General features: G+C 67.5%; 22 protein-coding genes and 1 pseudogene. 8 read left to right on the forward strand and 15 right to left on the reverse strand.

All coding sequences use genetic code 11. From position 1 onward, the window contains the following. Positions 1-10: 10 nt before the first annotated feature. The 8 genes and pseudogenes from ACGG9C_RS15115 to ACGG9C_RS15150 form a co-directional block, all read right to left on the reverse strand. Positions 11-1231 carry a hypothetical protein gene (locus ACGG9C_RS15115; protein WP_390178811.1) on the reverse strand — a complete coding sequence of 407 codons (1221 nt, stop codon included), beginning with the start codon at positions 1229-1231 and terminating at the stop codon, positions 11-13. 8 nt (positions 1232-1239) lie between these two features. Continuing rightward, positions 1240-2217: a glycosyltransferase gene (locus tag ACGG9C_RS15120; RefSeq protein WP_390178812.1), complete on the reverse strand. Its 978-nt coding sequence runs from the start codon at positions 2215-2217 to the stop codon at positions 1240-1242. A gap of 49 nt (positions 2218-2266) precedes the next feature. After that, complete coding sequence (locus tag ACGG9C_RS15125) at positions 2267-3451, reverse strand: glycosyltransferase (protein ID WP_390178813.1); 1185 nt, start codon at positions 3449-3451, stop codon at positions 2267-2269. Positions 3452-3506: 55 nt separating this feature from the next. Next, positions 3507-3594 (reverse strand): annotated as a pseudogene (locus tag ACGG9C_RS15130) (DapH/DapD/GlmU-related protein); the annotation flags it as partial. A 407-nt stretch (positions 3595-4001) separates the two neighbouring features. Next, on the reverse strand, positions 4002-5129 hold the full coding sequence (locus ACGG9C_RS15135) for a glycosyltransferase (protein WP_390178814.1): 1128 nt from the start codon (positions 5127-5129) through the stop codon (positions 4002-4004). Positions 5130-5273: 144 nt separating this feature from the next. Continuing rightward, the gene (locus ACGG9C_RS15140; RefSeq protein WP_390178815.1) at positions 5274-6344 is read right to left on the reverse strand and encodes an alpha/beta hydrolase family protein; all 1071 of its coding nucleotides are present in this window, start codon (positions 6342-6344) and stop codon (positions 5274-5276) included. Positions 6345-6397: 53 nt separating this feature from the next. Further along, complete coding sequence (locus tag ACGG9C_RS15145; RefSeq protein WP_390178816.1) at positions 6398-7873, reverse strand: polysaccharide biosynthesis tyrosine autokinase; 1476 nt, start codon at positions 7871-7873, stop codon at positions 6398-6400. Positions 7874-7919: 46 nt separating this feature from the next. Further along, a complete protein-coding gene (locus tag ACGG9C_RS15150) occupies positions 7920-8060 on the reverse strand; it encodes a hypothetical protein (protein WP_390178817.1) in 141 nt (46 codons plus the stop codon). Positions 8061-8344: 284 nt separating this feature from the next. Between ACGG9C_RS15150 and ACGG9C_RS15155 the strand changes: the two genes are divergently transcribed. Both ACGG9C_RS15155 and ACGG9C_RS15160 read left to right on the forward strand, forming a co-directional pair. Next, entirely contained in the window at positions 8345-9919 is a 1575-nt protein-coding gene (locus ACGG9C_RS15155; RefSeq protein ID WP_390178818.1) for a hypothetical protein, read from the forward strand. A gap of 231 nt (positions 9920-10150) precedes the next feature. Next, a complete protein-coding gene (locus ACGG9C_RS15160; protein ID WP_390178819.1) occupies positions 10151-11308 on the forward strand; it encodes a hypothetical protein in 1158 nt (385 codons plus the stop codon). Between the two features lie 91 nt (positions 11309-11399). Here ACGG9C_RS15160 and ACGG9C_RS15165 read toward each other — a convergent pair whose 3' ends face one another. The 4 genes from ACGG9C_RS15165 to ACGG9C_RS15180 form a co-directional block, all read right to left on the reverse strand. After that, positions 11400-11561 (reverse strand): hypothetical protein, encoded by a 162-nt coding sequence (locus ACGG9C_RS15165; protein ID WP_194383737.1) that lies wholly within the window; start codon positions 11559-11561, stop codon positions 11400-11402. A gap of 163 nt (positions 11562-11724) precedes the next feature. Then, positions 11725-12456, reverse strand: coding sequence for a hypothetical protein (locus ACGG9C_RS15170; RefSeq protein ID WP_390178820.1), 732 nt, complete (start codon positions 12454-12456; stop codon positions 11725-11727). 318 nt (positions 12457-12774) lie between these two features. Further along, entirely contained in the window at positions 12775-14268 is a 1494-nt protein-coding gene (locus ACGG9C_RS15175; RefSeq protein WP_390178821.1) for a DUF222 domain-containing protein, read from the reverse strand. Between the two features lie 147 nt (positions 14269-14415). Beyond that, positions 14416-15150: an SDR family oxidoreductase gene (locus ACGG9C_RS15180; protein WP_390178822.1), complete on the reverse strand. Its 735-nt coding sequence runs from the start codon at positions 15148-15150 to the stop codon at positions 14416-14418. Positions 15151-15227: 77 nt separating this feature from the next. On the opposite strand from ACGG9C_RS15180, the gene ACGG9C_RS15185 reads away from it, so the two are divergent. From ACGG9C_RS15185 to ACGG9C_RS15210, 6 genes are all read left to right on the forward strand, one after another. Further along, on the forward strand, positions 15228-16007 hold the full coding sequence (locus ACGG9C_RS15185) for an SDR family NAD(P)-dependent oxidoreductase (protein WP_286720352.1): 780 nt from the start codon (positions 15228-15230) through the stop codon (positions 16005-16007). A gap of 69 nt (positions 16008-16076) precedes the next feature. After that, complete coding sequence (locus ACGG9C_RS15190) at positions 16077-16829, forward strand: FadR/GntR family transcriptional regulator (RefSeq protein WP_286720355.1); 753 nt, start codon at positions 16077-16079, stop codon at positions 16827-16829. A 176-nt stretch (positions 16830-17005) separates the two neighbouring features. Further along, positions 17006-18337, forward strand: a complete 1332-nt coding sequence (locus ACGG9C_RS15195; RefSeq protein WP_390178823.1) for an ABC transporter substrate-binding protein — start codon at positions 17006-17008, stop codon at positions 18335-18337. Between the two features lie 50 nt (positions 18338-18387). Next, the gene (locus ACGG9C_RS15200; RefSeq protein WP_286720359.1) at positions 18388-19308 is read left to right on the forward strand and encodes a carbohydrate ABC transporter permease; all 921 of its coding nucleotides are present in this window, start codon (positions 18388-18390) and stop codon (positions 19306-19308) included. Continuing rightward, a complete protein-coding gene (locus ACGG9C_RS15205) occupies positions 19305-20231 on the forward strand; it encodes a carbohydrate ABC transporter permease (protein WP_390178824.1) in 927 nt (308 codons plus the stop codon). The genes ACGG9C_RS15200 and ACGG9C_RS15205 overlap by 4 nt, the downstream gene beginning before the upstream one ends. After that, the gene (locus ACGG9C_RS15210; RefSeq protein WP_390178825.1) at positions 20228-23215 is read left to right on the forward strand and encodes a glycoside hydrolase family 2 TIM barrel-domain containing protein; all 2988 of its coding nucleotides are present in this window, start codon (positions 20228-20230) and stop codon (positions 23213-23215) included. The genes ACGG9C_RS15205 and ACGG9C_RS15210 overlap by 4 nt, the downstream gene beginning before the upstream one ends. Here ACGG9C_RS15210 and ACGG9C_RS15215 read toward each other — a convergent pair. From ACGG9C_RS15215 to rfbA, 3 genes are read right to left on the reverse strand one after another with little or no spacing between them, the layout of a single operon-like run. Next, positions 23176-24612, reverse strand: coding sequence for a sugar nucleotide-binding protein (locus ACGG9C_RS15215; protein WP_390178826.1), 1437 nt, complete (start codon positions 24610-24612; stop codon positions 23176-23178). The two genes, ACGG9C_RS15210 and ACGG9C_RS15215, sit on opposite strands and share 40 nt — an antisense overlap. A 60-nt stretch (positions 24613-24672) precedes the next feature. Continuing rightward, the gene (rfbB, locus tag ACGG9C_RS15220) at positions 24673-25671 is read right to left on the reverse strand and encodes a dTDP-glucose 4,6-dehydratase (RefSeq protein WP_390178838.1); all 999 of its coding nucleotides are present in this window, start codon (positions 25669-25671) and stop codon (positions 24673-24675) included. After that, on the reverse strand, positions 25668-26540 hold the full coding sequence (gene rfbA, locus ACGG9C_RS15225; protein ID WP_390178827.1) for a glucose-1-phosphate thymidylyltransferase RfbA: 873 nt from the start codon (positions 26538-26540) through the stop codon (positions 25668-25670). Before rfbA ends, rfbB begins: the two co-directional genes overlap by 4 nt. Positions 26541-26577: the final 37 nt, after the last annotated feature.

Consider the following 26577-nt stretch of genomic DNA (forward strand, 5'->3'; position numbering starts at 1 on the left):
GGGTGGCCGCTCACCAGGTCCAGATGCCCGCGAGCGTGGCGTCGTCGTAGTCGGGGATGTCCTGACGCGACATGATGTCGTCGGCGCTCCACGCCGAGACACCCGTGTCGACGCGCCACGCTCCGCTCTGGCTCGGCTGCTGCGAGTCGACGGGTTCGTAGCTGAGGGTGCTGTTCTCGACGATCGTGAAACCCATGCGCCCCACCGCTCCGGCGACGACCGAGTCGGTGAGCCGCACATCGCGGCATCCGCCGGAGAAGGCGTTCGGCGTGCCCTCGTAGTCGCCGGGCTGCAGCGGATAGATGCGCCACGGGAGTTCTTCGCCGAGGATCATGCAGTGCTGGTACTCTGCGCTCACGAGGCGATCGTGCAGCAGCATCGCGGCGTTCGACGAGCCGTAGTCTACGCAGTCGACGCTGAGGAACGGGCCGAACTCTCCGTCGCCGGTTCCCTCCAGCTGCACGGTGTCGCAGTGCGCGTCGCTGTCGGCGGGTTTCACCGACGGTCCGAACACGCACCCGTAGCGGCTGATGTTCGTCATGGGGAACGACTCGGTCGGTCGAACGCCGACGGTGTCTTCGGGGTTCTGGCGGAATCCGAGCACGAGCTCGTAGAAGGCCAGCGCGTCGCCGCCGCGGGTGATGTTGGCCGATGCGAACCGGCTCCAGCCGAGCTGCATGTTCGTGCACTGCGTGAGGGCGAAGCTGCCCGCGCTGACGAAGCCGAACAGCGACAGCCGCGAGCACTGATCGAAGCGGATCCCGACGTCGGCGATCGTGATCGAGCCGAAGCCGTCTCTCGGGCAGATGAGCACGTTGCGGGTCCACTCCGGGTCGCCGAATCCGCCGAGAGCGGGGCGTGCGGATGAGGTGGCACCGTCTCCCGGGAGGCTTCCGGGTGCGACACGGATGACGGCCCCCTCCGCAACCCGCTGCGGGGTGAGTCGCTGCAGCTGTCGGCCGATGTCGACCCAGTCGCATTCCGCCTCGAGCTCGTGCACGGCGGTGTCACCGAGCCAGGGCAGCTCTTCGGGATAGTGCGTGCCATTCGGCCCGAAGGTCGCGCTCGTCCCCGGCCGGCTGCTGCCGGTGGGCGTCGGCGACGGTGGCAGAGGCGTGGGCGTGACCACCACGAGCGGATCCGACGGCGCGCATGCGGTCACGGCGGCACCGACCGCGAGGAGCATGCCACCGGTCAGGAAGGTGCGTCGGTCGAGGTTCCCGGAATCCATCGGCCCCCTCAGCCGCTCACGCGTGCACGGCCGGCGGGCAGCAGGGAGAACGGGGGCGGAGTCGTCACCCGGACGGAGCGCTGCGCCGCCTCGATGATGTCGTCGCGGGTCAGCGCGTCCGGCAGCCGCAGGGTGGCGAGCCCGCGACGATCGAGCTCCCGCGCCACCTGCATCTGGTGCCCGTCGATGTGCTCGTGCTGCTCGGCGCGTCGCGGCAGGAGGATCGGATGTTTGCCGGCCTCCAGGGCGGTGAGCGCCGCCCCGACGCCGGCGTGCGTGAGAACGACGTCGGCGTCTCGGATCGCGGCCTTCAACTCCGTGTGCGGCACGCCGACCCGCGCGTCGATGTCGAGTCCTGCAACATCGGCGTCGCCCGTCTGCCAGAGCACCTCGTCCATGTCGGTCACGAGCGGGACGATCGCCTCGATCATCGCGGTGAAGGGATACCCTTCCTGCGTTCCCACGGAGACGACGGCCTTGCGCGGTGTGCGGGGTGTCACCTCTCGCGGCCCCGGCTCGTACTCGTCGAAGATCGACCCGCGGTACTGCCACTTCTGGTCTGCCCACGCCGGGTACTGCGTATAGGTCTTGATGCGCGGCACCCTGGCGATGATCTTCCCCGTCATCGACGGTCCGTCGGCGCGCGCGGCGCTCTCGATGTAGTGGGTGGGGATGCCCCGCATCGCCGCCTGCGGCAGGAAGGCGACGGCAGGGCTCGACCCGGTGCTCACCGCCTCGACGAAGTGGTGATGGCGGAAGACCGACCCCGACATCGCGACGAGCTTGGCGAAGTTCTTGCCGTCGCGCGGGGCCGTGAACGGCGCATAGATGACGCGGCGGCCCTCGAGCAGTGACTCGCTGAGCGCGTTGCGGAAGGTCACCCACACCTGGTTCTCGGGCAGGTAGCCCAGGCGTTCGGCGAATCCGGCGAGTTGGCGCAGATGGCCGCCGCCGGAACAGACGAGCAAGACGTCCCCAGTACTCATTGTGAAACCCCCAGAGTTTCGTGCCCCGACATGGTCGGAGCGGTTGTGATCAGCCGCCCAGGAGCGACAGGATTTCTCGATGTCGCGCCGTCCACGCATTGGCTGCGATGTACGACGCTCTCGCCGGTTCTTCCTGGAGCCCGATTCCCAGTGCGGGATCCAGCAGGTCGACGAAGTCGGATACGGATTCGGCCAGGAGCACTCGGTCTCCGAGGCCGCGGACGGGGCGCAGGTCGGTGGCGAGCACCGGTCTGCCGGCGGCGAGGTATTCGTACACCTTGAGCGGGCTCATGGCCTCGGTCAGCGGCGTGCGACGGTGGGCGAGAAGCGTCAGTTCGACATTGCGCAGCACGGCGACGACCTCCTGACGCCGTACTTCGCCGCGGATGTGGATGTTCGGTCTGCCGCGCAGTGAGCGGATGTACGACGGGTCGGGCACCGGGCCGATGAGCACGATGTGCAGGTCGGGTCGGGCAACGGCGAGGGTCTCGAGCCCGTCGATGTCGAGGCGGGAGTCGAGGGTGCCGAGGTAGGCCGCGCGGGGGCCGGGGATGCGGCTGAGCCAGTCCGGTGCCGTCGGCTGCGGGCCGAGCCATTCCCGCGGCTCGATTCCGTTGGGCACGACCCGGTGCGGCCCCGTCGGCTCGATGCGGTCGATGATCTCCTGCGAGACCGCGGCGACCGCGCGACCGCTGGCGGCGATGCGGTGGTACGCCTCGCGGTATGCCGGCCAGTAGCGGCGCCTCGCGGGGGAGCTGAGCCAATCGTCGCGGGCGTAGTACAGCGCGCCGCCGGTCCAGTCGAGGCCGGTGAAGCCGCCGACGAGGGGGCTGGCCGTCACGAACGCCGGCTGCTCGAGCTGGGCGGCCTCCGCCGCGCGTCGCACGATGCGCTCGTAGTCGCGGTACACCTCGGCCACGTCGTCGACGCGCACCGGGTCGGCGCGTGCGATGCGCATCGGGCTGACGTGGCGGAACTTGTCGGTCTCGCGCGCCCGGTGGCGGATGTCGACGAGCGCTCGCACCCAGCTGGTGATCCACGAGCGGAAGGGGTCGGCGACGAGCACGCGACGCACCTCGGGGCTGTCGATGAGCGTCGACACCAGGCGATCGGGCGGGCGCATCATGCCGCGCTTGTGCGCGTCGGCGTAGGACTCGTACGAGAACGTGAAGACGAAGTCGCGCGCCTGGTGGGACGTGCCGGGCTGGAGGGGAGAGGATGCGGCGAGCGTCACGGCAGACTCCTGAGGATTCGTGCGGGAGTTCCGGCGGCGACGGTGCGGTCGGGGATGTCTCGAGTGACGACGCTGTTGGCTCCGATGACACTGCCCGCGCCGATGGTGACGCCGGGCATGACGACGCAGTTCTGCCCGAGCCACGCGCCGCGCTTGATTCGCACGGGGGCGACGCGGGAGAGGGGCTGGTCGCGGATGAACGCGTCGGGGTCGTCGAAGCCGTGCGAGTGGTCGGAGATGTAGCAGCCCCGCGCCATGGCGACGCCCTCTTCGATGTCGATGCGCTCCACGCCCGAGATCGAGGTCTGATTCATGCGCACGCGGTCTCCGATGACGATGTTCGGTCCGGGCGCTCGCTGCTCGGGCACGATGAGCCACGACCCGGCGCCGATGAGCACCCGGTCGCCCACCGCCACGTTCGCCACCCCCGACAATCGGGTGGGGAGCAGGATGCGCGACGCGGGTCCGAAGCTCGCGAAACCGCCCGCGGCGAGCTTGCTGAAGACGAGATCTCTGGTGCGCTGCGCTGCCAGGAGCAAGTCGAGGGCGCTCAACGTGCCGGCTCCGGGTCGTCTGCACCGCTCATCGCGCCGAACTCCTCGACCGCCGGATCGACGGGCCGCCCGGCGAGGACGGCGTGGGTGATGGCGATCAGCCGCGCGATGTAGTCGACCTCCCTGAGGCCGCGACGGCGGGGGAGCGAGGTGTCCTCCCGGGCGCCCTCGCGCGCGAGCGAGGCGATTGCCGCGGTGAACGCGTCGAGGTCGCCGCGGGGGACGAGCGCGCTGTGCATGGTGCCGTCGAGGTACTCGTCGATTCCGCCGGCATCCGTGGCCACCACGGGCACGCCTGCGGACAGGGCTTCGATCGCGACGGTGCAGCCGGAGGCGTGCCGGTTCGCGTGAAGCGGCAGGGCGACCACGGTCGCCGAGCGATACAGGGTGCGGAGCAGGTCGGCCTGCCGAAGGCTTCGAACGGTGACGTTGGGTGCCCAGTCGAGGGCGCGCACCTCATCCGACAGTGAGATGACATCGACGGCGACGCCGGGCATCGCGCGCGCGGCGCCGGCCATGAGGTCCCAGTCGCGGTGCCGGTCGTTGCCGACCACCACGACGCGAGGCTCGGCACGTTCGCCCGGCTCGCCCGCATCGGCGAAGTGGGTGCCGAAGGGAACGCGCAGCACCGTGCGACCGGGCGCGAGGTGCTGGGCGTCGTGGCGGTTGATGCGGCTCAGCACGATCTCGACGGCGTGCCGGCGAAGCAGGTGGCGGAAGAAGCGGGTGCGGATGCCGGACAGCTCGGGCCACAGGTCCCACAGCCAGACCGACTGCGCGATGCTCGCCGCGCGATATCGGTGAGGTCGCAGCATTTTGAGCAGCGCGACGGCGAGGTGTTCCCGCTCCGTATGCGTCCACACCGCGTCGGCGCGGGCGATGGCGTCTCGGTTGCGCCACACGTGGATGAAGTCGAACCCGAGCACGCGCTTGACCGTCATGCGCCACCAGCGGGCGGTGGAGCCTTCGACGCGGTCGGTCGACCACTCCAGGTCGAAGGCCGACTCGGCGAGGTGGTACCCGTACGGAGTCCTGTCCGCGACCTCACCACGTCGATGGCGCTCTTCCCAGGCGTTCGGATTCAGTCCGTACCGAACGATCACCGCAACACGCGGCCGATCCATATGCGCCTCCCCACTGGCACAAGAAAGCGATGCTTCCCCAAGCAGCATCGCTGCGTTCACTGTAGACCGCTGAGCGCAGGGGGAACCTGTTCGTCACGTGATCGTTTCATGACGGACATGTGACGGATTTCTGCCCCCGCAGAGTCAGCGCAGCACGGCGTCGAAAGCAGCGACGATGATGTCGTCTCCCTCGCTGCGGCGCGGCTCGAGGTGGTGGTCGCCCCCGTCGAGAACCACGACCTCGGCGGTGCCGCCCGTGGCCGTCCACGCATCGGCGGTCTGTTGCGCCCACGTCGCGGGAGCGACGTCGTCGGCCGATCCGTGCAGCAGCAGCAAGGGCGCGGTCGCTCGGTCGAAGAACGTGGCCGGTGAGATGTCGGCCCAGTACTCCGGGTCCTCGTCCGGCAGGCCGATGCCCTCGGCGGCGAGTTCGTCCGCGAGGTCGGGGTCGTCTTCGGCGACCTGACCCAGGGCCTCACCGAGGTCGGATGCCGGTGCGCTCATCGCGATGACCAGGTCCGACGCGCCCGGCGAGATCACGGCCGCATCCAGAGCGAGAAGACCGCCGAGGGAATGCCCCAGCAGACCGACGGCATCGGGATCCACGCCGTCGATCTGCCCGCTTCGGGCGATCTCGAGCGCGTTCACGACATCGAGCGCCATGCCCCAGTCGAGCACCGTCGACCAGCCGAAGCCTGGATCGATGGTGAGGTTCGCCGCGGTGTCGGCCGAATCGGATCCGGCATAGCCGCGCATGTCGGTGGCGAAGACGGCGAATCCGGCGTCGAGCAGCGCTCGCTGTTCCGGGACGAGATCGCGCCCGGTCTCGTAGTCCTCCGGGTCGACGCTGCCGTGCACCACGACGACGATCGGAACCGGTCCGTCCGCGTCGGGGATGCGGAGCACGCCGGTGACGTTCGCGCCGCCACTGTCGTATGACACCTGCACCGCGCTCTCCCCGCCGACGGTCTCAGCCGGTTCACCCACGACGAGGTCGGGTGTCGAGCGCTCGCTGTCGATGAGCGTCCGCACACTGCTCGTGTCGACGGGCGGCGTCGTCGGTGCGCTGCTCAGCGTCGGCGTGGGCTCGGGTGGCGGGGTGTCCGCGCACCCGGCCAGAGTCATCACGCTCATCACCGCCCCCACGACGATCGCCCCGCGGACAGCGGTGGCGGGGAATCGCCGCGACCGGCGGCGGAGAGACGTCGGCTGCACAGGGCCGACAGTACCCCCGGGTGGACGGGGCGCCGCCGTCCGTCACATGACGTTTACACGCCGGGGCGGCGATTCGAGCGCGGTGCGGCGCCACCCACCCCACTGACGACCGTCCAGCCGTGGGGAGCTGCTGACGCGTTTTCGGGCTCGGTGCCGGTCGCCGGGGCGTAGCCGTAGTAGTCCTGCGCGCCGCGCCGCCGCGGCATCTTGTTGAGCACGACGCCGAGCACCCGGCCGTTGACGCGCGAGATGTTCTCGAGGGACTTCTCCAGCATCTCGAACGTGCTGCGTCCAGCCGACACGACCACGAGGGCGCCGTCGGTCGACGCGCTCAGCACGGCGGCGTCACTGACGAGAAGGGTCGGTGGGGTGTCGATGATGACCAGCCCGTGCGTGGTGAGCATCTCGACGAGCTCCCGCATGCGCTGGGAGCCGAGAACCTCGCTCGGGTTCGGCGGGATGCGCCCGGCCGGCAGCACGAGCAGGTTGCGATCGGCGCCGACGGTGTGGGCGACATCCTGCACGCGTGCCCGGCCGGAGAGCACGTCGGTGAGGCCGGCGCCCTCGGGCAGGCCGAACAGACTCGCGACGACGGGGCGTCGCAGGTCGGCGTCGACGAAGGCGACGCGCTCGCCGGCGGCGGCGAGGCTCATGGCGAGGTTGGCGGCGGTCGTCGACTTGCCGTCACCGGGGAGGGGACTGGTCACCACGATCGAGCGCGGTGGGTTGTCGACGTCCATGAAGCGCAGGTTGGTGCGCAGTTCGCGCATCGCCTCGGTGAGCGCCGTGCGGGGTGCGCGGGCGTCGGGTGTGGCGAACGAGAGCACCTCGCGGTGATTGTCGAGGTCGCGCTCGAGGGGGAGGGTGCCCACCACGGATGCGCCGGTTTCGCGCTCGATGTCGTCGGCCGATCGCACGCGGCGGTCGAGCACGCTGCGCAGCACTGCATACCCGATGCCGAGGGCGAGGCCGATGAGTCCGCCGAGGGCGACGTTGAGTTCGATGTTCGGCGACGATGGCGAGGTGGGGAGCACGGCGGAGTCGCCGGGGATGAGGGTGACGGCGGCGGATCCGGGGGTGCCGTCGCCCTCGATCTGGTCGATCGCGGCGGTCATTCCGCGGATCCAGGCCTCGGCGAGATCGCGGGCCGCCTCGGGGGACGAGGCCGTGGCGTCGACGTGGATGACGACGGTGTCGAGCGGGTTCGAGACGTCGACGCGGTGCACGAGCGATTCCGGGGCCGTCTCCAGCCCGAGCTCGTCGATCGCATACTCCGCGACGACCCGCCATGTGCCCATGTCGAGGTATGAGGTGACCTTGCTGCGGGCGAGCTGGTCGCCGACGAGCGGCGATCCACCGCCGGAACTCTGTGCGTACTCCTGTGCGGTGACGTACCCGCTGGTGCTCGCGGTGTACATGCGCGGCTGAAGGAGGCTCCACCCGAGCGCGACGGCGAGTCCGAGGATCGTCAGCAGCGCGACGCCCATCCAGTGCGCGCGCAGAATGCGCAGGTAGTCACGGAGTTCCACGAGTCCCCATTCGTGTTTTCCGGCACTCTAGCGTGCCGAACGTGACTCAGCGGGATGCGGTCTCGGCCCAGTCGTCGAGCTCGCGCTCGCGGAGCGCGTCGATGTCGAGTCGTCGCACGATGCCCGTGGCGACGGCGGCGAGCACGGCGAGAGTCAGCAGTACGGCGATCACGGTTCCCTTTCGCATCACGGCCTCCGTGCCGGATGGATGAGAGCGACGGTACAACGCCTTGCCGGCTGTGCCGCCCGTCCACGCGGGGCGCGAGGGGAACGGGATGGAGCAGGCACGGCCTCCAGCATACGTGGTGACGACGAGCGTCTGATCAGGCGCCGACGGCGCTGTCAATGTGAATTCCGCGTTTCACCGGGAGAATGTACCGAGATCCGGCGCAGTGTTCCTCTAGGGTTTCGCGTGCAGCACCTACATCCGACGACCGATTTGGGGCGATCGTGGAACTGTCAGGCATCGGTATGGACCGACGCACACTCTTGAAAGCCGGTGCCTGGGCGGCACCGGTCATCGTCTCGACGACGGTGGTCCCGGCGATGACGGTCTCACCCACCGTGACACCGTCCACCGCCTCGGTGGACACCGTCGGGGAGTACCCCGCGTTGCGGGTGGAGACGGTCGAGGGTGGCGCTCTTCCGGCCGGCACCTATATCTTCTCGGCAGCGGGGTTCACGCCGACCGCCGAGACCGTGCTGACCGAACCGGCTCTGCCGGGAAGCATCGAATACTCGGGCGCTGACGCGGTCATCGTGCTGGGCGATGGCAACGCGCTGTCCTCCTTCACCGTGTACATCGTCACGAGTGCGCTCGGCAGCGACGTCGACCGCACCGCAACCCTCACCGCCTCGCTTCCGCTGGAGGCCGGCGGCGGCGGCGCAACCGTGGAGCTCTTCGAACCGGCGCCGCAGCTGAACGCGCCCAGCGGCTTCTTCGGCCCCGACGGCTCCCACTGGCCCACCCGCACTCCCTGGGTGCATGACGCGTTCGACTCGGTTGTCGAGGTAGACCCGGTGTGGAGCGAGATCGCCGCGGCGATCGCCGCTGCCGGGGCGACGAGCAAGGTGAAGGTCCTCGTTCGACCGGGCGCGTTCAGTGCAGGCGGCGGGTCCGGATCGACGAGAACCGGTGATCTGCGAGATGTCGGTTCGACGGGACGGGACTGGCGCGTTCTTGTCACCCCGCGCGACGGCTGGGGTTCGGTGACGAGTGTGGGTACGGTTGCCGACGGGGCCGGCTACGCTTTCGTCAACCTCGCCGGCGTCGCATTGATCGGGTTCGACTTCAGCACGACCGGTGTGGTGGTGCGAAACTGCCGAGACGTCGCGATCGGGTGGTCCACCTTCGGGCGATTGAACGGCACGTCCAATGATCACGACGGGCTGTCCGACGTCGAGATGGTCGAGTGCGTGCTGCCCGACCTCACCGACAACGGCGTCGACCGGATGGCCCTGCGTGTGGCGAACGACTACTCCGCCTCGGGCGTGAGCATGCGCGGCTGCTACGTGGCGCCCGCCTACAAGGTCGCGGGCTCTTCGGCGCACTGCGACACGCTTCAGACCAGCCGGTCATCCGGTGCGGGCAACGTGAGCGATATCAGCATCGAGGATTCGGTATTCTACGCGTCGAGCTCCGCGGTGTTCATGGCCGAGCACACGCAGAACGTGTCGCTGGTGCGCAGCGCCTTCATCGGGGGCCTTCGGGGTACCGGACGCTACCCCATCGCAGACGGCCTTCATCTCATCGAAGGGGAGAACACCCTGTGGGGGCAGCCGGTCTCCCAGGGAGATCTGGTGACCGGAGTGGCGGTGAGTGGGGGCCTGATTCTCGGTTCCATCCGCGAGTCCTGGCAGTTCGACAGCGTCGCCGACGTGATCACGACCGATGAGACGCCCCCCGCGCCTGCAACGGGGGCGTTCACCGTCGACGTCGCGACGTACGGCGAGCAAGGGGATCTCCTCCCCCAGGAGTGGTACGACGCGAACTGCCCGCTGCCCGACGCGGCGCGGCTCTCGACGGTCTGGTCCGCCCTCGCCTGACGCTGCTGAATATTCACTCTTGTCACACCCGCCCCGCTGGTGTACTTCTTTTCCCAATGGTGTTCGACGACGGTTGGGGCGATCGTGGAGTCAGCGCAGCATTTAGAGAAGACGGGTTGGGGTAGGCGCGACGTCTTTCGTGCCGCACTTCTCGCGGTTCCGGCCTTCGGGGTCGCGCAGGCGGTGATGCCGGGTCGCGCGAGCGCGGCGACGATCGATCCCTCGTGCGAGGTGCCGACAGACCCTGTGCCGACGCCGGTGCCGGAGCCACCCGCTTCGGCGTCCGGCGCCTACGGCCCGGCCGGGTCGCACTGGCCGGCACGCACGCCCGAGCCGGGCGACGCCTTCGACCTCGTGGTGGAGGTGGAGCCGAACTGGTGGACGATCCAGAATGCGATCGCCGATGCCATCCAGCAGCAGCCGCAGGGCAAGATCAAGATCGCGGTCAAGCCGGGTGTCTTCGACGTCGGTTACGGGGCGGGTTCCACCGACTACGGCGTGCTGCAGAGCATCAACGCGGGCGGTCGAACGTGGCGCGTGCTGGTCGTGCCGCGCGATGGCTGGGGCACGGTCACCGCGAGTGGCACGATCGCTCAAGCGTCCAGCCGCGGCTACGCGTTCGTGAACGTTTCGGGGATCTCGGTCGTGGGCTTCGACTTCAGCGGTCAAGCGGTGCTCGTGCGAGACGCTCAGGACTTCGCGCTGGCATGGTCGACGGTCGGTCAGCTGAACATCACCGCCAACAACGCCAATACGAGCGGGGTTGAGTTCGTCGAGTGCGTGCTGCCGAATCAGGTCGATGACGACACGGATCGCATGGCGTTCCGCATCGCCAACAACTACTCGATCGACGGTGTCTCGCTGCTCGGCTGCTACGTCGCGCCGGCCTACAAGGCGGCGGGATCGAGCTCGCACTGCGACACGGTCCAGGCGAGCCGGTCGAGCGGGAGCGGCGGGATCCGCAACCTTCGTTTCGAGGACAGTGTCTTCTTTCCATCCAGTTCGCAGGTGCTCATGATGGAGCACACGAGCGGAGTGAGCCTCGCGCATTCCGCTTTCATCGGCGGGCTGCGGGGCACCGGGCGCTACCCGATCGGTGCCGGGCGACATGTGATGACGGCGCAGAACACGCTGTGGGGAAAGACGACGGATCCGGTCACCAATGCGACGGCGTCGGACAGCTTCATCGCCGGGTCGATTCGCGGATGGAACTTCGCGAGCGCATCGAACACGGTGGTCTCGCACAACCCGCCCACGCCCGCTTCGGGCGAGTTCACGGTCGACGACACGTATGCGGCCGCGGACGAGCCGCTGCCGCAGAGCTGGTACGACGCGAACTGTCCGATGCCCGATGCGGCGAGGCTTGCCACCATCTGGGCGGCCCTCTGACGAGAACACGAGACCCCCGGAGGAATCCGGGGGTCTCGCGCGTGGGCACCGTGTTGGGACGGAGCCACGGCTTGGCGGGGCGACGTTGCCGTCAGCTCGGAATGTTCAGGACGGTGTAGCCGACAAGCGCGGCCACGACCGGCACGATCACGATCATCGCCCACACCGGCAGTCCGCCGACCTCATAGCGCCACCACGGCGTCAGCGGTCGAGACTGCCGCGGCGCATACAGCGTGCGTCGGCGAGCGTTCATGATCCCCCCAGATTGGTGAACGTTCCAGCGTGGCGGCTCAGAGCGCCCGCACCTTCGAGGCTAGCCAGCAGGTGGGCCGTCGGTCGATGCCAGACGGCCCACACCGGCGATTCCTCGACGTTCGTTGTGTGATTGCTGCGTAAAGCGCGATCGTTACCGCGCCTCAGACCCGTCGGTGACGACGCAGCCACACTCCCGTGCCGACAGCCGCGGCACCGAGCGCTCCGAGCCCGAGGGTCCATCCGATCACGCCGCCCGTCGCCGGGAGCTGCCCGGTGGCTGCCGCCGGAGTCGCTGTCGGGTCGGGTGTCGGTGTGTCCGTCGGCGATCCCGTCGGCGACGGGGAGGGCGTGACGGTGGGCGTCGGCGACGGGGTCACCGTCGGCGTCGGTGACGGGGTGACCGTCGGCGTCGGCGTGGGTGTCGGCGTAATGGTCGGCGTCGGGGTGGGCGTCGGCGTTGGGCCGTCGCATCCGATGACGGTGACGCGCGGATCCGCGGTGGTCATCTCGCCGGTTGTCCAGTCGGGCTCTCGGTCGCCGTCTTCGTGGAAGCCCCAGGCGATGGCCGTCGCGCTGGCCGCGAGTTCGCACGTGCACCCGGGAATCTCGTGGTAGTAGGTGCGACTCTCGCCCGCGTCGTACTTCGTGGGACCCCACCGCTTCACGGTGCTGCCGTACGAAAGTTCGGCCACTCCCCAGGCCGTGACGGCCGAGAGGTTCTGCGAGACGATCGTCGCGGTGGGCGTGTCCCTGTCCGTGAAGTCCAGCACCACCGACACCGAGCCGGAGAGGCTGTCTGCGTTGGCCGCTGTGATGGACCAGGTGCTGATCCCGCCGATCACCAGCGCTCCCGCGATCCCAGCCGACAGCAGACGCCGTTGTTTCGTCTTCATGAGTCCCCAACCTCGTATGACGCGGACAACATCACTGCCCGATGCTCCCCCAATGAATGCACCGAACTCCGCTGCCCAACTCTGGAACGTTATCGGTCACGCGACCCCGCCGGGTTACCGTCGCGTTTCCAACGAATTAAGGAGGCAGTAGGCAGTCGTCTGAAGTGCAGCGAACGTCCGGGGGGCTCGCAGGCCCATGTTTGTCGGCGGCCGCGGGCATGAGCACCAACTCAGGCACCCCTCGCGGGCCACCGGTCGCGCGATTGCGTTACTGCTGCGCTTGCCTCGTCGGAGGCCGACGAGGTCGGACGTATCGCCCTAGAACGGCGGCGTGGATGCTTCTGACTCGGGTGGGTCCGTGTCGCCTGGCCCGCTGTCGAGGTCGGGGGTGAACATGACCCGTGGTGGTGGGTTGTCGGTGTATTCCAGCCCGGAGGGTGCGGTGAAGTGCAGCCTGCCGCCGGGGAGTTGTGTCACGGTCCACCCGGCGGCTTGTTTCAGGGTGTGGTGGCTTTCGCAGAACGCGCCGAGGTTGTCGATGTCGGTCTTGCCGCCGAGGGCCCAGTCTTCACGGTGATCGATGTCGCAGTCGATCGCGGGTCTGCGGCATCCGGGGAACCGGCACCGGATATCCCGGGCCACCAGGTACCGTTTCTGCGCCGGTGTGGCGAAGCGTCGGTCGACGGCGAGGACGGTACCGGTGATGGGGTCGAGGAAGACCCGGTCGAAGCCGGGGGCGTTGCCGGCGAGGATCTTCGCCGTTTCGGGGTCCACGGCGCATTTCCCGTTCAGTTCCGCCCCACCGGCGGTGGTTCCGGCGAGTGTGGTGGCCGGGACGGTGACTTGCACGTGTGCGCGGATCGCACCCAACCCACCCGCACCGCCGGTCGGGTCGACGGAGGGGGAGGCGGTGAGCATCATGTCCAGGAGCAGGTCGGTGCGGATCTGGTTCAGCGTCCGCTCGTCGAACCACACACCCGCGTCGGTGGTCGCATCCCCGGTGGCCTCCGCCCCGTTGGCACGGGTATCGAGCCCGAAGCTCGCCCCTGTGTCGGCACCGTCCGTCCCCACGTCCGCACCGGCCGCCCCGGATGGTGCACCGTCCCCGGACGCGTGCTCGCCGGACGCTCTCTCTGCGGCGTCGCGTCGTGCCTTCCGGTCGGCGGCTGTGATCGCTTTGCCCTGCCGGGTGAGCCGGTCGTAGACCCCGTGGACCTCCACGGACGGTCCGATCACCCCGAGCATCGACATCCCATCTCGCAGGTCGTCGACCCACACGCGTCGGTCCAGCACTGCGTCGTCGTGTCGTTCCTGCATGCTCTTCGGGTTGAGGTTCTCCGCGACCTGCTCCGCATACGACCGGACTCGGGCGGGGGAGGTGGTCTCGGCATAGTCGAGCACATCCCGTTCGTACGATTCCCGGGCCCCCGGATCGGCAAGCTCAGCACCCGTGTCGACGATCACCTTCACATGCGCCCGGGACACCCGGCCCGCCTGCCACGACTCCCACGTCTCATGGAACTGGGTCACCGTGCGGTGGGCTTCGAACAGATGCGTCTGCATCGTGCGGTCGTTCATTCTCGAGGCGACTGCGAGTTCCGCGGCCATTGCGCGCAGAGGCATTTCGCGCTCTCTGGCCGATGCCGAGCGCAGGCGTTCCGTCTGCTCGAGGGTGAACGCGTAAGCCTCCGCCAGGATCGCGGATGTCTTCGCGGCCGCGGCAGCCTCTTCGGCCTTGGCCTCGGTCAGACGGTGCACGAACGCCGCGGTGCGCTGCGCGGCCTCGGATGACTCGTCGCCGGGAGAAAACATGTCGGTGCCCAAACTCGTCTGCGGGTGGACGAGACGTCATGCTCGTCCAGCGAAGGAGCGACAATGGGCACTTTGTCGTTAGCCCTGAGTATAGTACAAAGATTCGACAGTCGTCAAGGCAAAAAAAGCCGAAGTCGTCAGCCGGGCTCACCCACGCTTCTTGACGGGCGTCACCACCAACTCGTTCACGCACACCGTGGCGGGGCTTTCAATGACGAAGGCGACGGAGGCGGCGACGTCGTCGGGGCTGAGCATCGACTGGCGTGCGACGGCATCGGGCACTGACGGACGCATCGACAGGAAGTCGCTGTCGACGTCGCCCGGGCAGAGGTTGCAGGCGCGCACGCCGTGCACGTTCTCCTGTGCATTGAGGGTTTCGCTCAGCGAGGACAGGGCCGTCTTGCTCGCGCTGTAGGCGACGCCCGCGTCGGGGGAGAACCGCCACCCGGAGTAAGAGGAGATGAAGACGATCGTGCCTTCGCCTCGCTCCCGCATGCCGGGCAGCACGGCCTGCACCGCGCCCACGGGGCCGAGGAGATTCGTGGCGACGATGGCGTTGACGCTCTCCAGTGACTGGTCTCGCCAGGAGCGTTGCGGGTCGTTGAGGCCTGCCGAGAGCACGAGGTCGGTCACCGTGCCGAGCTCAGCCAGGATGCGGTCGTGGCACGCGGCGATCGAAGCGGTGTCGGTGACGTCGAGCGGAGCGACGACGGCGGTCCCGCCCTCGCTCCTGATCTCGCGCGCGACCTCGTCCAGCGCGTCCTCGCGCCGGCCCGACAGGGCCACCGCGAAGCCCGATCGCGCGAGTCGCCGCGCGCTCGCGCGCCCCATCCCGCTACCTGCCCCGGTGATCCACGCGACGCGGGTGATCTGCTCCGCCATCGTTCCTCCTTTAAAAAGATTACGTTTCATCTCAAACACTACATAAGGTATGTTTACTCCGACGAAAAGGGGTATCGATGCAGATCGCACTCGACGGCAGAGTGGTCGTCGTCACCGGAGCCGCGCGGGGTATCGGCCGCGTCATCGCCGAGACGTTCGCGAGCGAGGGAGCCGTGACGATCGGGCTCGACCTGTCCGTTCCCGACGACGGGGGCGACCAGATCCACTGGCGGTCTGTCGACGTCACGCAGCTGGATGCGGTGACGGAGGCCGTCGAGGACATCATCATTCGGCACGGGCGGGTGGATGTGCTGGTGAACAACGCCGGCATCAATGCCGAAGGCGACGTCGATGCCATTGATCCGGCGCTGTGGGACCGCGCGTTCGAGGTGAATACACGCGGCACCTTCAACACGTGCCGCGCTGTCATCCCGCACATGAAGGGGCAGTCGTCGGGTCGCATCATCAACGCCGCCTCGTTCGCCGCGATCGTGCCGAGCGTCGGGGCAGCCGCATACGGGGCCTCGAAAGCGGCGGTCGTGCAGTTCTCCCGCACGCTCGCCAGCGAGCTCGGACCGTGGGGCATCACCGTCAACTCGTATGCGCCCGGGATGATCCCCACCGACATGAACGGCTTCGCCGAGATGTCGGCCGAGGCTCAGGCTGAGCGGCTCAGTACGCTGAGCCTCCGGCGCTGGGGGACGGCGGAGGATGTCGCTCACCTGCTGTGCTTCCTCGCGAGCGATCTCGCTTCGTACATCACCGGCACTCTCGTCGACGTGAGCGGCGGTAAGCTCGCCACCCAGGCGCCGTCGATGGCGTATGACCGACCGGGTGCGCCGCTGCTCGTCGGCTGAGCATTGACACCGCCGAGGCGTCCATTCGTATGATCTCAACGGCTGGCCAGGCTGATAACCTCAGCTTTCATGACTGCCTCGCATCCCACGGAAGGCCTCTCTTCCCTCGCCGGCCTGCACTCGAAGGTTCTGGATGAACTCGGCGCTGCGATCTGTGCGGGAGAGCTTCCCGCCGGATCCGTCCTGACGCTCGATGACGTCGAGTCGACCTACGGCATCTCACGTTCCGTGGCGCGCGAGACCGTTCGCGTGCTGCAGTCGATGGGGCTGGCGGTCTCGCGCCGGCGCGTCGGGGTGGTCGTGCTGCCGGACACGGAGTGGAATCTCTACGACCCGCAGATCATCCGCTGGCGTCTTGCCTCGCCCGACCGTGCTGCGCAGCTGGCTGCCCTCGTCGAACTGCGTGCCGCAGTCGAGCCCGAAGCGGCTCGACTGGCCGCCCAGCGCGCGACGTCGGCGGAGATCAGCGATCTCATCGCTCTGGCGGGAAAGCTGTGGGCTGCGGGCGAGGAGGGTGACGGCGAGGCATTCCTGGCGCTTGATGTGCAATTTCATGCTCGCGTGCTGCTGCTCTCGCGCAACGCGATGTTCGCGCGGCTGGACTCCCTCATCGCGCAGATTCTCGTGAGCCGCACCGAGCACGGCCTCGTGCCATCGGAGCCCGACGTCGTGGCGCTGCAACGGCACGTAGATGTCGCGGGCGCCATCCAGCGACGAGACGGTGACGCCGCGCACGATCTGATGCGATCGATCCTCCTGCAGACGATCGATGAGATCGACACGATCTCTGATCAAGGGGATCCGATTTCAAGCTGGCATTGATAAAAAGATTACGTTTAGACCGATGTGCGTGATAACGTAAATTCACGCCATAGCGGTCGTCGGCGGCAGCCCTCTCCGAGCTCCGTCTCCCCTTCTCGGGGCGACCGGGCTCCGGATCGAAGTCGATCCACAAACTCTGAGAGAGGAAGTCAATGAACGCTGTGCGAAGAGGCCGAGTGATCAAAGCAGCCGCGCTGGCCGGTACTGCCGCAGTCGTGCTCGCGGGATGCTCCACGCCCGGCGGGTCTCCGTCCGCGAACCAGGACGAGATCACACAGGAGCAGATCGACGAGGCGATGAGCACCCCGACGACGATCGACTTCTGGTCGTGGGTGCCCGACATCCAGAACGAGATCGACCTGTTCGAGGAGAAGTATCCCGACATCACCGTTCAGCTGTCGAACCAGGGCGGCGCGACGGCGCAGTACCAGAAGCTGCGCGCGGCGGTGCAGTCGGGCGAGGTGCCCGATGTGGTGCAGATCGAGTACTCGTTCCTGCCGTCCTTCACCATCACCGACAGCGTGCTGGATCTCACCCCCTACGGCGCGGCTGACCTGGAAGACGAGTACGTGCCGAGCACGTGGGGCCAGGTCGCCTACGACGACGCCGTCTGGGGTCTGCCGCAGGACGCCGGGCCCACCGGGCAGCTCTACCGCACCGACATCTTCGACGAGGCCGGAGTCGAGGTGCCCACGACGTGGGACGAGTACGAGCAGGCCGCGATGGCGATCAAGGAGCAGACCGGGTCCTACATCACCGATCTGCCGGGCAACAGCTTCTCGCCCATCCTCGCCCTCTTCTGGCAGGCCGGCGCGCAGCCGTTCGCCTTCGACGGTGACGAGACCGTCACGATCGACCTCGACAGCGACGAGGTCATGCAGGTCATCGACTTCTGGGGCGGCCTCATCGAGCGCGACCTGGTCGACACTGCACCCCAGCTCGACGACAACTGGTACCAGAGCATGTCCAACGGCACGTATGCCAGCTGGCTGGCGGCCGCGTGGGGTCCGGTGTTCCTGCAGGGTACGGCGGCGAACACCAGCGGACTGTGGCGGGCCACCGAGATGCCGCAGTGGGATGCCTCGGCGCCGGCATCGGGCAACCAGGGCGGATCGGCGATGGCCGTCACCACGGATTCGGATGCGGCGATCGCCTCGGCGGAGTTCGTGAAGTTCCTCAACGCCGACCCGGAGTCGACGGTCATGCTCGCCACCGAACAGTTCCTCTTCCCGGCCTCGGTCGAGGTGCAGGAGATGCCGGAGTTCCGTGATCAGGAGCTGGAGTTCTACGGCGGCCAGGAGGTCAACGCTCTCTTCGCCGACATCTCGGCGACCGTCGACCCGTCGTGGCAGTGGCTTCCCTACAACGACTTCGCCAGCGCCAGCTTCAAAGAGACCCTCGGCGCGGCGATCACCGAGAAGGGCGATCTGGTCAGCGCTCTGCAGGCCTGGGAGGACGAACTCGTCGAGTACGGCGAGTCGCAGGGCTTCACGGTCGTCACGGACTGAGACCGATGGGGGCGGCGCATGCCGCCCCCATCCACCGAGAGGAGAGACCGATGACCGGTCTGGCAATCGCATCGCGGCGGGGTCTCACCGACCGACAGCGGCGGAACGTCTGGGCGTACCTGTTCATCGCTCCGTTCCTGCTGCTGTTCGTGACGATGCTGCTCGTACCGCTGCTGTATGCCGGCTACCTGAGCTTGTTCCGCGTGCAGCTGATCGGGGGCGACGCGTTCGTCGGCCTCGAGAACTACGCGCGAGCGATGACGGATCCGCGATTCCTCGGCGGACTCGGCCGCATGGCGCTGTTCCTGGTCATCCAGGTGCCGATCATGCTCGGTCTCGCGTTGTTTTTCGCCCTCGCCCTGGACAGCGCTCGGGTTCGGGGCGGCAAGTTCGCGCGCCTGGCGATCTTCATCCCCTACGCCGTGCCCGGCGTGGTCGCCACCCTCATGTGGGGATACCTGTACGGCGACAATTTCGGACCGATCGCGCAGGTGATGCGGGCCTTGGGGCTCGGGTCGCCGCAGTTCCTGTCGCCCGACAACATCCTCGGCTCGATCATGAACATCGTCACGTGGCAGTTCGTCGGCTACAACATGGTCATCATGTACGCCGCGCTGCGGGCAATCCCCGCGGAGCAGTACGAGGCGGCTCGTATCGATGGGGCCGGCCAGTTCCGCATCGCGTGGAGCATCAAGATCCCTTCGATCCGCTCGGCGCTGGTGCTCACCGGCATCTTCTCGGTGATCGGGTCGTTCCAGCTGTTCAGCGAGCCGAAGCTGCTGTACGAGATCGCCCCGAACGCGATCGGGTCGTCGTTCTCCCCGAACCTCTATGCCTACAACCTGGCGTTCACCAACCAGGACATCAACTACGCCGCGGCCATCGCCTTCCTGCTGGGATTCATCATCATGATCGTCTCCTACGTGTTCCAGCTGTCCACCGCGCGTCGTGAGAAGGGAGCCCGGCGATGACCACGACCATGACTCGGGCGGTCACCACCGCCGACGCCCCGCGGTCCGCCCGCCGCCGTGGCACCGGGATGCCTCCCGGCGAGGGGCGCAGCACGGTGCTAACCGTCGTGATGTGGTTGTGCGCGGGGTACTTCCTCATTCCGCTGTTCTGGCTGATCATCGCGTCGACCAAGGACAACACCGGCCTGTTCACCAGCTTCGGTCTGTGGTTCGCCGACGAGAACCACTTCATTGACAACCTCGTGCAGCTGTTCACCTTGCGTGACGGTGTGTTCGGCGTGTGGATCTGGAACACCGTGCTGTACGCGGTGGTCAGCGGCGTCGGCGCGGCGTTGCTGTCGGCGGCTGCCGGCTACGCCTTCGCCAAGTACGACTTCCCCGCGAAGAAGTTCCTCTTCGCGGTCGTCCTCGGCGCGATCATGGTGCCGATGACCGCCCTCGCGATCCCGACGTATCTGCTCTTCGCCGGAGCAGGGCTCACCAACACCGTGTGGGCCATCATCCTGCCCTCACTGGTGAGCCCGTTCGGGGTCTACTTGATGCGCATCTACGCCGAGGAGTCGATCCCCGACACGCTGCTCGAAGCCGCCCGCATCGACGGGGCCGGCGAATTCCGCATCTTCTGGCAGATCGCCCTGCGCATCATGGTTCCCGGTCTCGTCACGGTGCTGCTGTTCGCCCTCGTGGCGACGTGGAACAACTACTTCCTTCCGCTCATCATGCTTTCCGACCCGACGCTGTTCCCGCTCACACTCGGGCTCGCGCAGCTGCAGGCCGCGAGTGAGGCGGGCGGCGGTGCGTCGGCGCAGTTCTCCACCGTGATCACGGGATCACTGGTGTCGATCGTGCCGCTGGTGGTCGTCTTCCTCTACCTGCAGAAGTACTGGCAGTCGGGTCTCACGACCGGAGGTGTCAAGGAATGAACCGTCTCAGCGCGATGAACGATCGCGTCGCGGCCGACCTGGCTGCCGATGACCGCAGCCGTGGGCTCGTCCATGCCCCGGTGGCGATGGATCGTCCGTTCCGGTACTTCGAGGAGCTGTTCCCGCTGCGCGGCGCCATCCCGCCGCGCGCCGACGCGGTCTCGGATGCGCCTGAGCTCTCGCTCGACGGCACGTGGGGGTTCCGGCTGAGCGACACGGCGGATGCGGCCGTCGACTTCATCGGTGACGTCGCACCCCCGGGTGAGTCCTGGGGCAGCATCCCCGTGCCCGCGCACTGGCAGCTGCACGGACATGGAGCTCCGGCCTACACCAATCGCCGCTACCCGTTCCCGGTCGATCCGCCGTATGTGCCGCACGAGAACCCGACGGGGGATTACCGGCGCACATTCCGCGTGCCGGCGGACTGGCAGGTCGAGCGCGTGCTGCTGCGTTTCGACGGCGTCGACTCGCTCGCCAAGATCTGGCTGAACGGGATCGAGGTGGGGGTGATCTCGGGCAGCCGGCTGCGCAGCGAGTTCGACGTCACCGATCTGCTGCGGCGGGATGCGGAGAACGTGCTGGCGGTGCGGGTTCACCAATGGTCGTCGGGCAGCTACCTCGAGGATCAGGACATGTGGTGGCTGTCGGGCATCTTCCGCAGCGTGACCCTCCTCGGGCGACCCGCTGCGGCGATTCACGATCACTTCGTGCACGCCGACTACGACCACCTCCGCGGCGAGGGGGTGCTTCGTGTGGAGTCCTCGACTCCCGCGCGAGTGATCATCCCCGAACTCGACCTCGACATCGCATCGGGTGACGAGGTGCGGATTCCGGTGCAGCCGTGGTCGGCCGACGAACCGCGGCTGTACGACGGCGAGCTCGTGACCGAGGGGGAGCGCGTGCGGCTGCGGATCGGCTTCCGTCGGGTGGAGGTCGTCGACGGCGTGCTGATCGCGAACGGTCGACCGTTGCTGTTCCGCGGGACGAACAGACACGACTTCGATCCCGACACCGGTCGCTCCGTCTCGTTGGAGCGGATGCGGCACGACGTCGAGATGATGAAGCGCCACAACATCAACGCCGTGCGCACGAGCCACTACCCGCCTCAGGCGGCGTTCCTGCAGCTGTGCGACGAGTTGGGCCTCTGGGTCATCGACGAGTGCGACTTCGAAACGCATGGATTCTTTCCGGTGGACTGGTTCCACAAGCTGGCCGGCAACCCTGCCGAAGACGTGCGGTGGCGGGATGCGCTGGTCGACCGCATGCAGCGGCTCGTGGAACGAGACAAGAACCACCCGAGCGTGGTGATGTGGTCGCTGGGCAACGAGTGCGGAACCGGTGAGAATCTCGGGGCGATGGCGCGATGGGCGAAGGAACGCGACCCGTCGCGGCTGCTGCACTACGAGCGCGACTGGTCGTGCGAGTACGTCGACGTCTACAGCCGCATGTACACCACCCATCGCGATCTCGAGCTGATCGGCCAGCGTCAGGAGCCCCCGTTTCCGGATGCGGACCTCGATGCGCGGCGCCGGGCCATGCCGTTTCTGTTGTGCGAATACGTGCACTCGATGGGCAACGGCCCCGGTGGCCTCGCGGAGTACCAGGAAATCTTCGAACGGTACCCGCGGATCGCGGGTGGCTTCACGTGGGAGTGGTTCGACCACGGTCTACGGCAGGCAACAGCCGACGGTGAGACGTTCTTCGCCTATGGCGGAGACTTCGGTGAAGTCCGGCACGACGGCAACTTCATCGCCGACGGAATCGTGTTCCCGGACGGCACGCCGAGCCCGGGCCTGCACGAGCTGAAGAAGGTGTTCGAGCCGGTGCGCATCACCGTCTCGTCGGGCGAGGTCGTGGTGCGGAATCACTACGACGCCACCGATCTGTCGCACCTGGCGTTTCGGTGGTCGGTCGCCGACGACGGCGTTGAGGTGGCAGCCGGCGATCTCGCCCTCCCGCACACGCCTGCCGGCGAGACGGTGCGCCTGCCGTTGGCGCTGGATGTGCCGGACCACGATCCGGCCACGGAGCGCGTGGTGACGGTGCGGGCGGTGCTCCGCGAACCGACCACCTGGGCGCCCGCGGGACATGAGGTGGCGTGGGGTCAGTCTGTGGTCACCGAGCGCGCACAGCCGGTCGCCCATCTGATCAGCCCCGTGCCGCACGGCGAGCAGATCACCGTCGGCTCCGCGATCCTGGATGGCACCGACGGTCGGCTGCGGTCACTGGCCGGCATCGAGGTCGGTGCACCGCGGTTCGACACCTGGCGTGCCGTGATCGACAACGATCGCGACTTCTCCTGGGAGCCTCACGAAGCCCGCTGGCGAGAGATAGGTCTCGATCTGCCGCGCTACCGCGTGGGAGCGATCGAGGTGGCCGATTATGCCGTGGTGGTGCCGGGACGGCTCGGATTCGATGGCAGCGACCTGGCCTTCGACACACGGCTCACCTGGTCAGCCGAGGAAGCGGCGGTGAGGCTACGGGTTCAGGCGCAGCCGCTGGGTGACTGGGATGTGCCGTTGCCGCGGTTCGGTCTGCGGATGAGCCTGCCAGACGCATTCGGCGACGTGGAGTGGTACGGCCCCGGCCCGGAGGAGTCGTATGTCGACAGCTCGCGCGCCGCGCGGCTCGGTCGCTGGCGCCGCACGGTGGACGAGATGCAGACGCCGTACCTGATGCCGCAGGAGAATGGCAATCGCCGGCACGCCCGGTGGCTGCGCGTCGCGTCTCCGGAGTCGGTGCTCACGATCACAAGCGATCCGCATGTCGACTTCACCGTGCGTCGATGGACAACCGAGAACCTCGACGCCGCAACGCACCCCAACGAACTTCGTGCATCGGACCGTGTGTGGCTGAACCTCGACGCGGGGCAGACCGGTCTCGGCTCGGGTTCGTGCGGCCCCGGTGCGCTGCCGGCCCAGCGCCTCCTGCCGAGGAGTTTCGACTACACGCTGACATTCACCGCGTCGCCAGCTCGCAGGTAGTTCCTGAGCGCAACCGCGGCCTCCTCCGGGGTGAAACACGTCGCGACGAGACGAGCGATGTCGAGCGTGCTGTTCGCGGGTCGTGGCGCCACGGGCGTGGTGGCTTTGGCGTAGTACTCGCTCGTTGTGGTCGGGGTGACGCGGTCGGGGTCGTGGCCGGTGATCTCGAAGACACGGCGGGCGATCTCGTACCAGGTCATCGGCTCGCCGGCGTTGGTGACGTTGTAGATGCCGTATTCGGGTTGCACGGTCAGGAGGTGTTGGATGGCGGCCGCGAGCGTTGAGGCGAAGGTGAGCCGGCCGCGCTGGTCGTCGACCACGGCGGGGTTCACACCGCGCTCTGCCAGAGATGCCATGGTGCGGACGAAGTTGTTGCCATCGCCGACGACCCAGCTCGTGCGGATGATGAAGTGGCGGGGCACCGTGGCGACCATGGCGTCGCCGGCAGCCTTCGTCTGGCCGTAGACGCCGAGTGGCGCGACCGGGCTGTCTTCGTCGTACTCGCCCTCTTTGGTGCCGTCGAAGACGTAGTCGCTCGAGATCTGCACGAGAGTGGCGCCGAGCGCGGTGGCGATTCGAGCGAGCTCGGCCACGGCCGTGACATTGACGGTCCACGCGGCGCGGCGACCGTCGACGGTCTCAGACTTGTCAACGGCTGAGAAGGCCGCCGCATTGACGATGGTGTCGTACTGTGTCCACGGTCGTGCGTGTGCAAGCGAAGTCGGGTCACCGAGGTCGATGTCGGCTCGGGTGGCGAACTCCACATCGGGCCGATCGCCCCAGAGGTCCCGGAGTGCCCGCCCGACTTGCCCGTTGGCGCCGAGCACGAGCGTCTTTCTCGGCGGGATGGGGGTGACATCGGCCAGGCGAGGGTGGTTCTTATCCTTCTCGGACAACTCCGCCTCATCCAGCGGGATAGGCCAGTCGATGGCGATGGTTTCGTCGGCGAGGTTGAGGAAGGCGTATTCGGCGGTGGGGGACCAGTGCTCGTTGACGAGGTACGCGTACGCGGTGTCGGGTTCGAGGGTTTGGTACGAGTTCCCGACCCCGCGGGGAACGAAGATCGCCTTCGAGGGGTCGAGTTCGGTGGTGAACACGGCACCGTAGGTGTGGCCTTGGCGCAGGTCGACCCAGGCGCCGAAGATGCGGCCGGTGGCGACGGAGACGAACTTGTTCCAGGGTTCGGCGTGGATCCCGCGGGTGGTGCCTTCTTTGTCGTTGAAGGAGACGTTGTTCTGCACCGGCCCGAAATCCGGTAGCCCCGCAGCGGTCATCTTCTCCCGCTGCCAGTTCTCCTTGAACCACCCCCGGGAATCGCCGTGCACGGGCAGGTCGAACACGACCAGCCCCGGGATGGGGGTTTCGGTGCGGGTGAGGGGTTTACCAAACTGCGTCATGGAGTCCTTCGGGCCGGAGCCGGTCGTTGAGCGAGCGGAGCGAGACGAAACGGTGGCCGCCTACTGCCCGCGGGTGGCGTAGAACGCTTCAACACCGTCTTTCGCGGGTGCCCACCAGGCTTCGTTCTCCCGGTACCAGTCGATGGTCGCCGCCAACCCCGCTTCGAAGTCGGAGTACTTCGGTGTCCAGCCGAGTTCGGTGCGCAGGCGTGTGGAGTCGATCGCGTAGCGCAGGTCGTGTCCGGCCCGGTCGGTGACGTGGTCATACGCGTCAGCGGGCTCGCCCATCAACCGCAGGATGAGTTCGACGACGGTCTTGTTGTTCTTCTCCCCGTCCGCCCCGATCAAATAGGTTTGCCCGATCTGGCCCTTGTCGAGGATGGTGAGGACGGCGGAGGAGTGGTCGTCGGCGTGGATCCAGTCCCGCACGTTCTCCCCCTTGCCGTAGAGCTTGGGGCGGATGCCGCGGATCACGTTTGTGATCTGCCGGGGGATGAACTTCTCCACATGCTGGAACGGCCCGTAGTTGTTCGAACAGTTGCTGATGGTCGCCTGCACCCCGAACGAGCGCACCCACGCCCGCACCAACAGATCACTCCCGGCCTTCGTGGATGAATACGGCGATGACGGGTTGTAGGGGGTGGTCTCGGTGAACCGTTCCGGGTCATCCAGCTCCAGGTCCCCGTAGACCTCGTCGGTGGAGATGTGATGGAACCGAACCTCATGCTTCCGGGCTGCTTCGAGCAGCGTGTAGGTGCCGATGATGTTGGTGTCCAGGAACGGGCGCGGGTTATCCAGACTGTTGTCGTTGTGCGACTCCGCCGCGTAGTGCACCACCGCGTCCGCCCCGGCGAAGAACTCGTCCACCAGGCCGGCGTCGGTGATGTCGCCCTTCACGAACCGAAATCGGCCCTCTGGGAGCCCGTCCAAGGAGGCGAGGTTCCCGGCGTAGGTGAGCGCGTCCAGCACCGTCACCTCATGGTCGGTGTGGGCCAGGACGTGGTGGACGAAGTTGGAGCCGATGAACCCGGCACCCCCGGTGACCAGCAACCGCATCAGCGTTCCCCCCGCTCCAGCAACCCCAACAGGTAGGACCCGTATCCGGACTTCTTCAGCGCCACTCCACGCTCAGCGAGCTGCTCGTCGGTGAGGAACCCCTGCCGCCACGCGATCTCCTCCGGAGCACCGATCTTCATCCCGGTACGCCGCTCGATCGTCCGCACGTATTCGGCAGCGTCGAGCATGTCGTCAAACTTCCCGGTGTCCAACCACGCCGTGCCGCGGGGGAGGACCTGCACCTGCAGCTTCCCTGCTTCCAGGTATGCCCGGTTCACGTCCGTGATCTCCAATTCGCCCCGCGCTGACGGCTGAAGGTTCCGGGCGATCTCGACCACGTCGTTGTCGTAGAAGTACAGGCCCGGGATGGCGTAGTTCGACCGCGGCGCAGCGGGTTTCTCCTCCAGGCTCACAGCGCGACCGGTGTCATCGAACTCCACCACCCCGTACGCGGACGGCTCCGCAACCCAATAGGCGAACACCGCCCCACCATCGATGTCGGCGAACCGGGACAGCTGCGAACCCAACCCCGGGCCGTACAACAGGTTGTCACCCAGCACCAGCGCGACAGTGTCGTCGCCGATGAAGTCCGCACCGATGGTGAACGCCTGCGCCAACCCATCCGGCGACGGCTGCACCGCAAACGAGATCGACACACCAAACTGCGACCCATCACCCAGCAACCGCTCAAACGACGCCGCATCATGTGGCGTCGTGATCACGAGGATTTCGTCGATCCCGGCCAGCATCAGCGTCGAAAGGGGGTAATACACCATGGGCTTGTCATAGACGGGAACCAGCTGCTTCGACGCCCCCAGCGTCACAGGATGCAACCGCGTCCCTGAACCTCCGGCAAGAACGATGCCTTTCATGTGCCCCCCTAGTGATGCTGCGAGATCTGGGATCAGA

Origin of the sequence: Microbacterium sp. MTN4-26 (assembly GCF_042846595.1) — a bacterium.
GTDB classification, from domain to species: Bacteria; Actinomycetota; Actinomycetes; order Actinomycetales; family Microbacteriaceae; genus Microbacterium; species Microbacterium luteum.

Excerpts from the sequence above, each read along its gene's own strand:
- ACGG9C_RS15115 (WP_390178811.1), bottom strand. The coding sequence starts at position 1,231 with ATGGATTCCGGGAACCTCGACCGACGCACCTTCCTGACCGGTGGCATG.
- ACGG9C_RS15120 (WP_390178812.1), bottom strand. The coding sequence starts at position 2,217 with ATGAGTACTGGGGACGTCTTGCTCGTCTGTTCCGGCGGCGGCCATCTG.
- ACGG9C_RS15135 (WP_390178814.1), bottom strand. The coding sequence starts at position 5,129 with ATGGATCGGCCGCGTGTTGCGGTGATCGTTCGGTACGGACTGAATCCG.
- ACGG9C_RS15150 (WP_390178817.1), bottom strand. The coding sequence starts at position 8,060 with ATGCGAAAGGGAACCGTGATCGCCGTACTGCTGACTCTCGCCGTGCTC.
- ACGG9C_RS15155 (WP_390178818.1), top strand. The coding sequence starts at position 8,345 with ATGGACCGACGCACACTCTTGAAAGCCGGTGCCTGGGCGGCACCGGTC.
- ACGG9C_RS15165 (WP_194383737.1), bottom strand. The coding sequence starts at position 11,561 with ATGAACGCTCGCCGACGCACGCTGTATGCGCCGCGGCAGTCTCGACCG.
- ACGG9C_RS15170 (WP_390178820.1), bottom strand. The coding sequence starts at position 12,456 with ATGAAGACGAAACAACGGCGTCTGCTGTCGGCTGGGATCGCGGGAGCG.
- ACGG9C_RS15175 (WP_390178821.1), bottom strand. The coding sequence starts at position 14,268 with ATGTTTTCTCCCGGCGACGAGTCATCCGAGGCCGCGCAGCGCACCGCG.
- ACGG9C_RS15180 (WP_390178822.1), bottom strand. The coding sequence starts at position 15,150 with ATGGCGGAGCAGATCACCCGCGTCGCGTGGATCACCGGGGCAGGTAGC.
- ACGG9C_RS15185 (WP_286720352.1), top strand. The coding sequence starts at position 15,228 with ATGCAGATCGCACTCGACGGCAGAGTGGTCGTCGTCACCGGAGCCGCG.
- ACGG9C_RS15190 (WP_286720355.1), top strand. The coding sequence starts at position 16,077 with ATGACTGCCTCGCATCCCACGGAAGGCCTCTCTTCCCTCGCCGGCCTG.
- ACGG9C_RS15200 (WP_286720359.1), top strand. The coding sequence starts at position 18,388 with ATGACCGGTCTGGCAATCGCATCGCGGCGGGGTCTCACCGACCGACAG.
- ACGG9C_RS15205 (WP_390178824.1), top strand. The coding sequence starts at position 19,305 with ATGACCACGACCATGACTCGGGCGGTCACCACCGCCGACGCCCCGCGG.
- ACGG9C_RS15210 (WP_390178825.1), top strand. The coding sequence starts at position 20,228 with ATGAACCGTCTCAGCGCGATGAACGATCGCGTCGCGGCCGACCTGGCT.
- ACGG9C_RS15215 (WP_390178826.1), bottom strand. The coding sequence starts at position 24,612 with ATGACGCAGTTTGGTAAACCCCTCACCCGCACCGAAACCCCCATCCCG.
- rfbA (WP_390178827.1), bottom strand. The coding sequence starts at position 26,540 with ATGAAAGGCATCGTTCTTGCCGGAGGTTCAGGGACGCGGTTGCATCCT.